Origin of the sequence: Cylindrospermopsis sp. CR12 (assembly GCF_001432185.1) — a bacterium.
Classification (GTDB): domain Bacteria; phylum Cyanobacteriota; class Cyanobacteriia; order Cyanobacteriales; family Nostocaceae; genus Raphidiopsis; species Raphidiopsis raciborskii.
This window is the reverse complement of record NZ_LMVE01000107.1, coordinates 62,363-74,786: the sequence shown is the minus strand read 5'-3', so window position 1 is coordinate 74,786 and position 12,424 is coordinate 62,363. Positions and strand designations below refer to the sequence as shown.

Below are 12,424 nucleotides of genomic sequence, written 5' to 3'. Positions count from 1 at the left end.
CTAACTTGAGATGATTATCCGCAATGCCACGGAGTTAGATTTGCCAGCAATCGTCGCCATTTATAATGCAGCTGTTCCCACTCGTATGGCCACTGCAGATCTGGAACCCGTAACTTTAGAAAGTCGGATGACATGGTTCCAGGAAAGAGTACCCTCACAACGTCCTCTGTGGGTAGTGGAAATAAATTACAATATTGCTGGTTGGCTAAGTTTTCAATCCTTTTACGGTAGACCAGCTTACCATGCTACTGCTGAAATCAGTATTTATATTTCCCCCAGCTTTCACAGACGTGGTTTGGGTAAAACCTTACTGCTAAAAGCAATCGATGAAAGTCCTAGTTTAGGAATAAAAACTCTCCTTAGCTTTATTTTTGCCCATAATCAACCCAGTTTACAACTATTTGCTCAATTTGGCTTTCAACACTGGGGACTCTTACCCAAGGTTGCTGATTTAGCAGGTGTGGAACGGGATTTAATTATTATGGGTTTAAGGATTGAGCAATAGACATCTATTAACAGTTAATCAGTGCTAATGTCCCATTCTACCAAAACATCTCATGATTCCACAATTTGGTCAACTACTGATGATTTGGCCCTCCTACGTCGGAAGTTACTAGATTTATTCTGTCAACTTGCTTATCAGGAAGGTGATTTTGTTCTCTCTTCTGGAAGGCGGAGTTCCTACTATATCAATGGCAAACAAGTTACTCTTCATCCCCAGGGTGCCCTAGCTATAGGTAGATTAATACTTAATATTCTACCAGTAGATACTCAAGCTGTCGCTGGTTTAACTCTGGGCGCTGATCCCATTGTGTCTTCTGTTAGTGTGGTCTCTGTTTATGAAAATAGACCCATACCTGCCCTAATTATTCGTAAAGAAGCTAAGGGACATGGTACAATGGCTTATATTGAGGGTCCAAATTTACCGCCAGCAGCTAGGGTGGTGGTTTTGGAAGATGTGGTTACCACTGGGAAATCTGCTCTTCAAGCAGTAGAACGCCTCACATCGGCCGGTTATCAGGTTGATCGGGTGGTTTCTCTCGTAGACAGACTTCAAGGAGGAAGAGAATTGTATGAATCAGTTAACTTGCATTTTGATACCCTATTTACTATTCTTGATTTACAGGAAATATATCAAAAGTTAAAGGGTACTTGAAGCGGGCTGGTCATACTAGTTTAAGCAGGTATGCCTTCAAAACGGTTCTTTACGATTAATAAACAGTTTCTCTGATTATCTATACGTTCATAAACCACCTGATCTGCTAGACGGCGAATTAAAAACCATCCATAACCATGCTCTTGTAGGGTACCGGGTTTAGGTTCCGGTATCTGATCAGGATTAAAGGGTTGACCGTAGTCCCAAATTCGGATTTCTAATCTATCTACCCATAAACCCAATTCAATTTCTATATTTGTTTCTGGTGGCAAATTCCGATGAGCATGACGCACCGCGTTGGTAAAGCCTTCTGCTAATGCCAGGTTCATACGGTATATGTGGCTTTCTGACCAGCCTTGTTGAACAAGATATCGCAAACAAAAGGTCTCAAACCACTCCTGGACTTGATTCTGTAGCTTTAATTCGCTTTTTACTGTTGTTCGGTCTTGCTGAACTTTAGTAAGCATTGACCTGAGTCTAAAATTGTTGTTTAGCCATTTAACACTCTTTGGTAACCTGTTGGTTCCAAAAGTATATCAGTTGAAATCACGGGAAACAGATTTCTCCCTAACCTCTCTCATACACTTTTAAAACCCCCAGGCATTAGTCTGAGATTAGCAAAATTAGGGCTTGACTAATTTAGAATAGTCCCAAAGTTAGAGATTTGTCTAAAGGCAGTGCTGCACCAATACCTAACCAGATGGTAACAAGAGTACCAAATAAGAATACTGTTGTTGCTACTGGACGACGGAATGGATTTTGAAACTTGTTAACGCTTTCAATAAAGGGAACAAGAATCAGTCCCAGGGGTACTGATGCCATGGCCAATACTCCCAAAAGTTTATTGGGTAGAGAGCGGAGAATCTGGAACACTGGGAACAGATACCACTCGGGCAAAATTTCTAAAGGGGTGGCAAAAGGATTTGCTGGTTCACCTACTAATGCAGGCTCTAGTACAGCTAGGGCTACAATACAGGCAAATGAACCCATGATTACAATGGGGAATACATAAAGTAAATCATTGGGCCAAGCAGGTTCGCCATAGTAGTTATGACCCATTCCCTTAGCCAGTTTCGCTCTTAAAATAGGATCGCTTAGATCCGGTTTCTTTTGTGTGGACATTTTTAGTTGTTGTCTCCCGATTACTCAAGTGTCTGGTAATTACAATTTTCCACTAATTACAGTTTTACAGCAATTACAATGGTCCAGAAATACCTTGCTTGCGGATCATCAAGAAGTGGAACAGCATGAATACTGCAATTAGCCAAGGTAGTACAAAGGTGTGGGCACTGTAGTATCTGGTTAGGGTGGCTTGACCTACGCTAGAACCACCACGTAATAAATCAGAAATCAAAACCCCTACTACGGGAATTGCCTCTGGCACACCACTAACGATTTTCACCGCCCAGTAACCCACTTGATCCCAAGGTAATGAGTAACCAGTTACACCAAAGGAAACGGTGATGACTGCTAGAATTACTCCGCTAACCCAGGTCAGTTCCCGTGGTTTTTTGAACCCACCAGTTAAGTATACCCGGAAAACGTGGAGGATCATCATTAATACCATCATGCTGGCGGACCAACGATGGATGGAACGAATTAGCCAACCAAAGTTAACTTCATTCATTATGTACTGCACAGAGGAGAATGCCTCTGCTACTGTAGGCTTGTAGTAGAATGTCATGGCAAATCCAGTGGCAAACTGAATTAGAAAACAAACTAGAGTGATTCCGCCTAAACAGTAAAAGATGTTAACGTGGGGTGGTACGTATTTGCTGGTTACGTCCTCAGCGAGCGCTTCCAGTTCTAAACGTTCCTCAAACCAATCATAGACGCTGGCCATATAATTTCAAGTCCCTACAAATTACCTATGGTGGATAATTGACTTCTCCCCGCTTCAAAAAGACGAGTCTCTCAAAGCTATTGGGATGCGCAAGCAAAAAGAGCAGCTAGGTTACAAAACTGTTAGGTTTTTCAGAAACTTAACATTCTGTAAATATGGAATATATTGCGTTCCGCTTGCAAGCCAACGTGAAAAATGTTGGTTCCCAAGAAGATTTTATCGTTTTTTGGCTGGTTGTGCTTCTCCATGTCATCTGAAGAATAATTAACTTCAGAATTGATTACAAGACACCCCCATAAGAAAAGTAACATAATTGAGAGTGAAATTTCATTAAAAACTTCCCTACCGGAGGTTAATAATTAGTTTAGTTAGGAATAAGAGGAAAAAAGCTCCATGAATAAATGGCTCTTACGATGGGGATTTTCGTTACTTTTGGCTTTTGGTGTGGCTTTCATCTGGGGTTTTAGCTACTTTGTTCCATCAGCTATTGCTTTAACTCAACAGCAAAAAGTAGTAGCTGAGGCTTGGCGAATTGTTAATAGATCATATATAGATGCAAGTTTTAATAACCAAAACTGGGAAAGTGTAAGACAACGAGCTTTTAAACAACCCCTGGGAAATGATCAAGCAGCATACAAAGTAGTGCGAGATATGCTTAAAAGCCTAGATGATCCTTTCACCAGATTTTTAGACCCAGACCAGTATCGCAGTTTACAAGTTAACACTTCCGGAGAGTTGACCGGTATAGGTTTACAAATCGCTCTCAATTCTGAAACTGGTATATTAGAGGTAATTACACCTATTCAGGGTTCACCTGCAGAAAGAGCAGGCTTAAAACCACGAGATCGGATTTTACAAATTGAGGGATTATCCACGGAAAATATCACCCTGGATGAAGCAGCAGCGCGGATGCGTGGACCCATTGGCACAGTAGTCACCCTACTGATTGGTCGCGAGGGACAACCAAATCAAGAAGTAGTTTTAGTGCGCGATCGCATTGAATTAAATCCTGTACTGGCTGACTTACGTCTTTCACCGGAAGGAATGCCCATTGGTTATATTCGTCTTTCACAATTCAATGCTAATGCTGCTTTAGAACTAGCGAATGCAATTAATAGCATGGAGGAGCAGGGGTCGACAGCCTACATTTTGGATTTGCGCAATAATCCAGGAGGACTATTAAAAGCGGGGATAGAGGTAGCCCGTCAATGGTTAGACTCGGGAATGGTAGTGTATACTGTTAACCGTCAAGGTATACAAGGGAGTTTTGAAGCCTTTGGTCCAGCTTTAACTCAGGATCCTCTAGTGATTTTGGTCAACCAGGGCACTGCTAGTGCCAGCGAGATTTTAGCGGGTGCTTTACAAGACAATGGTAGAGCGGAGCTAGTCGGTGAAACTACTTTTGGTAAAGGGCTAATTCAGTCATTATTTCAACTAACTGATGGTTCTGGTTTAGCAGTGACAATTGCTAAATATGAAACACCGAACCATCGAGATATTAATAAATTAGGGATTAAGCCAGATGTAGAGGTTAAACAATCAATGATTAGGCGTGAACAAGTAGGCAGTTCAGATGATAAGCAGTATCAAGCTGCCCTAGAAATACTAAACAAAAAACTGCTGATAGCAGAAAGTTTAAAAAAGTCAAATTAAAACATCAGTTAAATAGTGATGTGGATTCTTGTTGTAGAGGATGATTATTACCTAACAGAATCCCTGACAGAAGCTCTAACCATGGAAAGGTACGAAGTAGAATGTGTCAGGGATGGTGAAGCTGCTTGGAGGCGATTACAGGACTTATCAGTAATAAACTATGACCTGATAATTATGGATATTACCCTACCTAAACTAGACGGGATTCGACTATGCCAAAAACTGCGTGACCATGGTTGTACTTTACCCATTCTCATGCTCACTGCTCGCGATACAATTAGTGATAAAATCACAGGTTTAGATGCTGGAGCGGACTCTTACATGGTCAAACCCTTTAATTTGCAAGAACTAATGGCCCAAGTTCGGGCATTATTACGCCGAGGGAAGCCTGTAACTAATAACACTCTCACCTGGGGTGACTTGTCCTTGGATTTTAGCACGTACAAAGTTTTATATGGGAAAAAACCTATTCATTTGACACCTAAAGAATTTGCTCTCATGGAAGCTCTATTGCGTTGTAATGGACGTATTGCTACTCGTAGCATCTTAATTGACCAAATTTGGGCTTGGGAAAATCCACCAGAAGAAGAAACCATCAAAACCTATATTAGGAACCTACGAGCTAAACTGATTAATGTGGGAGCCCCCAAGAATTTGATCGAAACTATTCATGGTGTTGGCTATCGTCTTAAATGTTTAGATCCCTAATCCTTACGTTCTAACAACTCTTCAAAAATCTCATAGTGGCTTTTTTCCATTCCCAGGGACTGATAAGTCCTCTTGGCAATTACATTCTCTTTTTCCACATAAAGTCTAAACCCAGAAACTTTCAGCCCACTTGTTTGGGTTTTTGCCTGCTGTTTCACGGCTTGATATAAAGCTTTAAAAACCCCCTGACGACGAAAATCCGGGTGAACGTATACACTCTGAATCCACCAGTATAAACCATTACGCCAGTCACTCCATTCTGTGGTAACCATTAGGGACCCAACCACCTGATTATTCTTCTGAGCTAAAAGATAAAATCCTAAACTGGGATTTTTTAATAGTGTTTTCACGCCTGCATTAATATCATTAATAGGTAGTTGTTTGTTTTCAGTTTCATATATTAATGCCTGGTTAAATTCAACCAGAACCTGTAAATCCCCCAGTTCACCTTGGCGAATTAGCAAGTCCGATGCCATATTTTCCTCCATTCCATATAGCAATTCTTAACTCCTAAATTATATTCCCCAGATTCCCGCTCTTAACTTTGAAGAAAGATTAAATAAATCCTAAGTATTTTTAAAAATCTCCGTAAGTTGAATAGCATGGAAATAATATTTGGGAATCAAAGGTATTCAATGGAATCATTAAAAAAGCAAATACTGACTTTAAGCCAGAAAGTAGATGCTCTATACCAGGTAATTGAAAGCCTTGACAGAAAACTGTCCCAAGGGTTGGCAAATTGCTATTTAGATCCAAACGGGTATAGTCATCCAGAAACTGACCAAAATGAACCCTTCTCAGTTAGAATCCCAACTAGTTCAACTAGGGATTTAGAACATAAGGATGTAATTACTGATGGTGTTTTTTCCGAAAATAAACGTCTGCACGGGGGAGATAGTACCATCACACCAGAGGTTCAGATCCAACGACTCACTGCACAATTAACGGCAGCTTATAACCGAATTGCAGCATTGGAAGAACAGTTGTTACGAATGAGAATTCATTAATACTCAATAAGTATTTTTATATATATTTTCCACCTGCGATTCAACGGCCATTAAAATTTCCTCCTGTCGCCAACCATAACTCATGGAAGCGGCTATACAAGCTGCACCAGCACCCACACCTTCCTTGACAAATCCTTGCTCATAAACTTGCAATTGGGGGTAAATAGAATTGGCAAAACTCAACTGTGTAGCTAGTAGGGGGGGAGGAATTTGACCTTGAGCAAACCTATTTTTACTCAAACTCAAAGCCAAATCAATCGTAGCTCCAGTGCTATCCTCCACAACCCAGCGCGTTGTCCCCACTACAATTGCTTCCGGTTGCCAGGATAAAGAATGAACTTGTCCAATTGCCTGCATCAATGCATAAACTGCTAACATCTGAGTACCGCCGCCCAGTATAACCCCACACTTGCGACTAGCAGCGATCGCCATTCCAGCTACTACTATTTGCATAGGGTCTCCCACTGCGGCCACAATTTCCAAAGGATCACCAAAACTACCTATCTTATTTAAACCAGATTGGACTACAAACCATTTTTGGTCATGATTACAAATGGGATGACTACTGTTAACCTTGCCAACTGCATCAATTCCCAAACCAGTTAGAACAGATAGAGCAGTAGTAGTACCACCAACAACGCACTCACTCAAAATTAAATATCCGGATGTAATATTAGTGCTAAGTTTTTCACCCCAGAGTAGTCCTTGTTTGAGTAAGTGTTCAACAGTACTATATTCTATTGATCTAGCCGTACTTAAACACCGAGCCAAGGTGCCACCTAAATCAATACAGGGGGGGGAGGGGATAAGGGGTAGACCCGCATTAAATAAATAAACTGGTATTTGTAACCCTTCTGTGACAGCGCGGGAAATCAAAACCGGGGAAGCACCAGCAATTAAGGGAGGTAGGGAATATTGAGATGGATGATTGGCACCATAGTACAAAAATTCAGCATCTGCACAAGCAGTATATTTTCTATCCTCTGGGGTCAAGCCAGCAGCGGAAATACCTGGAATTAAACAGGTTTCTGTAAAACCTAAAACACAAGCGAAAACCGGTGCACCGGATTTATAATCTCGTATCCATCTTTCACCTTGAGCAACTTGAGTGTAAATATTAATCATAGTTAGTCTTCATAATTCATTAATACTTGTATCCAATGTGGCGGATTAGGTATGAGATTTCCCAGACGATCTAATAGTAACCATGCTGCCAAGTGGACTATAAACATATAGATTAAGTTATTAATCATAATTAGTAGCAGTGCTGCTAGTTTAACCCCTAAAGCACTGGGAGTAGTTAATATTTGTAAATTAAGGAGTAACCACTCGATAATTTCTGTAACCTGGTTAGTTAGATAAACCCATAAATCCTCACCGGATAAGATAGAAAGTAACCAAAGACGGAAAAACACTCCCAACGTACATAGTATGGTGCCCAAACTGATGGAAACAACCCAAGGGACACGACGATGCCAACTTACTCCCAATAACACACCCAAAAAAGCAAAGGGCATAATAAATAGAAGACTCCGAACAGGTCCAGTCAAAACCGAAAGTAGCAATCCAGAGGTGATAGCTGCCATCCAAGAAGCACGATTACCCCAGCGTAGATAAACTAAAGCAATAGGAATTGAAAAGAATACACGTAAAACTGGACCCAAGGGAAAGTAAAAGTTTATAAACCAAACCAGAGCAGAAGTGCTGGCAAAAAATGCGGTTTCCACTAACCTCAAGGGTTGATCTGGAAGTTGAGAGGTTTTAGATTCTCGATCTGGCTGATCTGGTGGAGAATTAGCAATATTCATAGAGTGAGGAATAGTATAAGTGGGTGAGTGGAATTAAATATAAGATAAACGTAGGTTGAGTTGAGGAGTGCGAAACCCAACGCCCCCACGGGTTACCCTACCACTAACCCATCCTACAAATAATTGTGCCTCCCTACTTACACGTTATATAATTAATAGCCAACATAATCAATATCCAAAGTATATTATTTAGTTAACGTAATTTTAATTTAAGGTAGTTTAAAGTGACCTCCCGCACAGATGAAATTGAAAGACTGATTCTGGATATTGATAACTTACTCTCTAATGGCGGTAACCCTTTAGCCAAATTGCTATCTGGTCAAGGACAGGATGAAAGAACCATTTTACAAAGAATACGCAGTTTTCTGGTAGATCTGCGTGAAAGCGAGTCTATAGAAGAGGTTTTTATCAATGAACCCCAATCTACACCATTATCCTCTTTATTAACAAGATATGTCAATAGAGAACAAGAAAAGTCACACCCAGGCTTGCATGAGCAGAAACAGGAAAATACAAATTTGCCTTCAGGAGAAATACAAGGGGAAATGATGGGTTTATTCAAATCCCTACAGACTGAATTATCTACCATGTTGCAACAAAGGGCCAATCTGAGCCAGGAAATTAGAGAGTTAGAGCAAAAGCGTGGAGAATTTTCCCCATCGCAGCAATTAACAAACCAGGAACAAATAAAACAAATAATTAGTCAAACTGTACCAGCACTAATTGATCCTCTAGTAAAGAGTCTAATTCCCTACTTAAATACAACTGGCAACAAAGATGTGGGCTTAAGCTCTGGTGAGAATAACCCAGGAATAAACAACTCTTCTATGGAAACGGTTCTAGGGTCAACTAGCGGGATTGAAAGACTAGTTAATTTGACTAAGGATTTAGACCAACAGTTGTTATCTTTGGATGGAACTGTTAACGTTATTTTTCAAGCATTAGAACGTAACATAAATTCTTATTATCAGTCCCTATCTCAGTCCCTTACCAGAATGCACAATCAGGGGATAGAGGGTGAACAATTAATGGCAGATTTTATCAAAAATCTACAAAATAATCTACAAAACGATCCACTAACTTTCTCCGTGCAACCTACTAGTTCCCCTAGTTCCCATACTACAGAGCAAATTGCCGATTTAGGTTCACCCCCAATCAATTATGAAAGTCCTAATCTGGAGGATGAAGTTGATGAACTTTATGCAAGTCTTTTTACCGATTATAGCAATGAACCAGTGAAATTATGGGAATCTTTATTGCCCGAGGATTCAGGGACAAAAGCAGAATTTGCTAGTGTAATTATGCCATCAGAACCTGAACCAGATAGTAAGGATACGATCGCTGTTTTGACTGATTTATTGGTGGATGCTGATGATGCTCCATTCTCCAAGGATGAGGAAATCACACCAACCTGGGAGAATTTTGATCAGGATCAGGATTTTTCCGATCAGGAAGAAAAAATTGAGGGGGAATTGGAAGTAGATTTATTTGCTGGTTATATTGCAACTTCTCCTCAAGAAAATCTTCTAGATTTAGATGATAGGGTTAGTACACAGGATGAAATACCAGATACATCTGAACTTGCAGATGCACAACATCTAGAAAGTGATAATTGTGATATCACCAGTTTTGATTGGGAGCTAGATTCCAGATGGGAAAAGATCAAACAGGTGGAAAATTCCCTTTCTCTTACTAACTCAAGTGAGGATGGATTAGAGGAGATTGTGGATCAGGGAATGATGTTCTTAGAATCTCCCACGGATATTACTGCTATACCCACACCCGAAGAGTTCCTAAAACCAGAGGAAACAAATCAGGTTCAAGTATCTCAACCAACACCTCAAAAGGATGAAAATTCATCTTGGTATTTGGGTATTGACTTGGGAACAACAGGAATTTCTGCCGCTTTGTTAAATCATGCCAAATTAATTGTCCACCCCATCTATTGGTCCGCAGAACATAAATCAGGTAAAACAACTTTTACCCAGTCTTTTCGATTGCCAGCAGAAGTATATCTACCAACTGGCTCTATCCCCCACTCAGAAACCCGGGAAAATCCCCAAGATATTAATTCCACTACGGAAATAGATAATGGTTTCTCCATACCAGTGGACACCAAACCAGAACTTTATTCTACTCATTTAAAGCCTTTTTTACATGTGGGTGTTTCTTATAAAAACAACCAAAAGAAGTGGGAACCTGTATTGCAGCTGAACGAATTTGCCGCCAGTCCCTTGATTTGGGTTGTGCGCTCCTTGTCAAAGTTGTTGTTGACCCTAAAATCAGATCATACCAGCACAACGCCAGCTTTAAGCGCTCATGCTACAGGTATGGATAAAGAAGTTTTCTTAGAAGTTATTAACGATTTAACAGGTGTTATTTGCAGTTGTCCGGGTAACTGGTCAGAACAATACCGATTTAATGTAAGAGAGTCCATATTAACCAGTAAGCTAGTTTCCCATGGCAACCAAATATTTTTTGTGGAAGAGGCCATAGCCACCCTGCTACCTGAGCTAGATCCCAGTAGGTCAAAGCCAGTCCAGGTGTGGGATAATCAAGGTATCCACCCCCTAAAGACTACCTCTGGTCTAAGTGAGGGATCCACCCTAGCTTTGAACATTGGTGCAAGTGCTACGGAAATGGTACTAGTTGATCTTGTGGAGGATCTGAGCAAGTTAACCTACAAAAACTTGACCTTGCACAGTTTTGTCTATGGTGGAAAAGCAATGGAACAGGATATCATTTGTCAGTTGCTCCTACCACCCCAAACCCATGATAACATAAAAGAGGGCAATGGGGATAGTCAAAATAATTCATGGCATTGGCAACCTACAACTCCCGGTTTAGATCGGGTAGAGTGGTCCAGCTTAAATTTAACGGGTTTGGAATTACCACAATTAGGTCAAACGGATACATTAGCTAGGACTTTACTACAGCAAAGGTTAGAAAGTTCTGTGTTGGGGCGGGGAATGTTAGACGCAGCTATGGCCATAAAACTGATTTTACAGCACCAAGTCTCATTTACTCTCAAATTGGCAGATCAGCATTGGAAGCTATATCGCCAAGACCTAGAGAGCAAAATACTTATACCCTATGTACGCCGTCTTAATCGAGAATTAAATAGACTATTAGTGGCCCGGGGTGTGCCAGCAGAGTCCATAGCTCAAGTGGTCATTTCCGGTGGAGTGAGCAGCATACCCACCATTAAGCGTTGGCTAGGACAAAAACTGCCCAACTCCAAAATTATAGAAGATTTACACCCCGGAGGAAATGGGTCTATTAGCAAGTGCAGTCGAGTAGCTTACGGTTTAGCTACCGCACTCTTGTATCCGCAGTTTCTAGAAATATCTAGACAACAATATACGGATTATTTCTTGTTCTCAGAGCTATTAAACATTATGCCAGATAGCCCGACTACAGAAACTAACCTCTCCCTATCCCTGAATCAAATTCTGGAACTTTTGGAAGGTCGTGGGATTAATACCAAGGTATGTCAACAGCGCTTGTTAGCCTTCTTAGAAGGTGAACTACCTGGTGGGTTAGTACCTATTACTAAGAAAAACTCTCCCCCCAGGGATGGAGTTCCAGGGAGTTTTAACTATCTGTGGTTGACCAAAAATTCTCAGGAAAATCCTGATTATCGGGCAATTTCCTCCACACCCTTGTTTCAAAAGCAGGGTAATCTTACTTATAGATTTGATGTTCCCCAAATTCTCCTGCTGCGTCGCTATCTTAATGCGGTTAAGGACTGCTCTTTGCAGTCTTTCTCAGAACCATACACGTTTAACTAAAGCAGATTGGTGCAATTAATCTTCACTGCTGACTTTTTCACCAATACCCCCTGAATACAGGTTATAATTTTTTTACGGAACAACTTTACAAAAATTTATGCGTAATAATCTCGTGCAAGCCTTCTTTGTAGGTAGAGCAATAGCAGAAGTAATTAATGAGCGTTTAGAGGTCACCCTGACTGACGCTTTAAGTGAACTGGGTAAATTTGATGCTGAGATGAAAGAACAGCTCCACCAGTTTACAGAAGAAGTGATGGCCCGTGCTAGTCGAGCAGCGGAAGCATCACAAACAGGTGTTACCCCCAGTAGTACCAATACTAGTACTGTAACAGACTTACAAGCTGAAATTGATGATTTACGAGCAGAAGTTGCTTTGTTGCGGACTGAGTTACAAAAGTATCGCAGTGGGGCAAAATAGATATAGTCCGGTCTGTTGATATACTATTAGTGGTGGGTCA

13 protein-coding genes are annotated in these 12,424 nt (G+C 40.8%); 7 read left to right on the top strand and 6 right to left on the bottom strand.

Features of this window, described 5'->3' with window-relative positions; translation table 11 throughout:
- Nucleotides 1-10 precede the first annotated feature (10 nt).
- Both ASL19_RS12900 and pyrE read left to right on the top strand, forming a co-directional pair.
- Entirely contained in the window at nucleotides 11-505 is a 495-nt protein-coding gene (locus tag ASL19_RS12900; protein WP_006277354.1) for a GNAT family N-acetyltransferase, read from the top strand.
- Nucleotides 506-532: 27 nt separating this feature from the next.
- Nucleotides 533-1,156, top strand: coding sequence for an orotate phosphoribosyltransferase (gene pyrE, locus ASL19_RS12895; RefSeq protein ID WP_057178651.1), 624 nt, complete (start codon nucleotides 533-535; stop codon nucleotides 1,154-1,156).
- A gap of 20 nt (nucleotides 1,157-1,176) precedes the next feature.
- On the opposite strand, the gene ASL19_RS12890 is transcribed toward pyrE, so the two are convergent.
- The 3 genes from ASL19_RS12890 to petB form a co-directional block, all read right to left on the bottom strand.
- Nucleotides 1,177-1,623, bottom strand: coding sequence for an anti-sigma regulatory factor (locus ASL19_RS12890; RefSeq protein ID WP_057178650.1), 447 nt, complete (start codon nucleotides 1,621-1,623; stop codon nucleotides 1,177-1,179).
- A 172-nt stretch (nucleotides 1,624-1,795) separates the two neighbouring features.
- Nucleotides 1,796-2,278 carry a cytochrome b6-f complex subunit IV gene (petD, locus tag ASL19_RS12885; protein ID WP_009341662.1) on the bottom strand — a complete coding sequence of 161 codons (483 nt, stop codon included), beginning with the start codon at nucleotides 2,276-2,278 and terminating at the stop codon, nucleotides 1,796-1,798.
- A 73-nt stretch (nucleotides 2,279-2,351) separates the two neighbouring features.
- Complete coding sequence (gene petB, locus ASL19_RS12880) at nucleotides 2,352-2,999, bottom strand: cytochrome b6 (protein ID WP_006277347.1); 648 nt, start codon at nucleotides 2,997-2,999, stop codon at nucleotides 2,352-2,354.
- A gap of 393 nt (nucleotides 3,000-3,392) precedes the next feature.
- Here petB and ctpA point away from each other — a divergent pair, with 393 nt between their 5' ends.
- Nucleotides 3,393-4,652, top strand: coding sequence for a carboxyl-terminal processing protease CtpA (gene ctpA / locus ASL19_RS12875; RefSeq protein ID WP_057178649.1), 1,260 nt, complete (start codon nucleotides 3,393-3,395; stop codon nucleotides 4,650-4,652).
- A gap of 18 nt (nucleotides 4,653-4,670) precedes the next feature.
- Nucleotides 4,671-5,360, top strand: coding sequence for a response regulator transcription factor (locus ASL19_RS12870; RefSeq protein WP_006277345.1), 690 nt, complete (start codon nucleotides 4,671-4,673; stop codon nucleotides 5,358-5,360).
- Here the strand turns inward: ASL19_RS12870 and ASL19_RS12865 are convergent.
- Nucleotides 5,357-5,836: a GNAT family N-acetyltransferase gene (locus ASL19_RS12865; RefSeq protein WP_235529003.1), complete on the bottom strand. Its 480-nt coding sequence runs from the start codon at nucleotides 5,834-5,836 to the stop codon at nucleotides 5,357-5,359. The two genes, ASL19_RS12870 and ASL19_RS12865, sit on opposite strands and share 4 nt — an antisense overlap.
- A 159-nt stretch (nucleotides 5,837-5,995) precedes the next feature.
- Here ASL19_RS12865 and ASL19_RS12860 point away from each other — a divergent pair, with 159 nt between their 5' ends.
- On the top strand, nucleotides 5,996-6,367 hold the full coding sequence (locus ASL19_RS12860) for a hypothetical protein (protein ID WP_057178648.1): 372 nt from the start codon (nucleotides 5,996-5,998) through the stop codon (nucleotides 6,365-6,367).
- A 3-nt stretch (nucleotides 6,368-6,370) separates the two neighbouring features.
- Here ASL19_RS12860 and cobT read toward each other — a convergent pair whose 3' ends face one another.
- Both cobT and ASL19_RS12850 read right to left on the bottom strand, forming a co-directional pair.
- Nucleotides 6,371-7,492, bottom strand: a complete 1,122-nt coding sequence (gene cobT, locus ASL19_RS12855; RefSeq protein WP_057178647.1) for a nicotinate mononucleotide-dependent phosphoribosyltransferase CobT — start codon at nucleotides 7,490-7,492, stop codon at nucleotides 6,371-6,373.
- A 2-nt stretch (nucleotides 7,493-7,494) separates the two neighbouring features.
- Entirely contained in the window at nucleotides 7,495-8,175 is a 681-nt protein-coding gene (locus tag ASL19_RS12850; protein ID WP_072149139.1) for a DUF2232 domain-containing protein, read from the bottom strand.
- A 224-nt stretch (nucleotides 8,176-8,399) separates the two neighbouring features.
- On the opposite strand from ASL19_RS12850, the gene ASL19_RS12845 reads away from it, so the two are divergent.
- Nucleotides 8,400-11,966, top strand: coding sequence for a hypothetical protein (locus tag ASL19_RS12845; RefSeq protein WP_057178646.1), 3,567 nt, complete (start codon nucleotides 8,400-8,402; stop codon nucleotides 11,964-11,966).
- Nucleotides 11,967-12,063: 97 nt separating this feature from the next.
- Nucleotides 12,064-12,384 (top strand): DUF6825 family protein, encoded by a 321-nt coding sequence (locus ASL19_RS12840; protein WP_057178645.1) that lies wholly within the window; start codon nucleotides 12,064-12,066, stop codon nucleotides 12,382-12,384.
- Nucleotides 12,385-12,424: the final 40 nt, after the last annotated feature.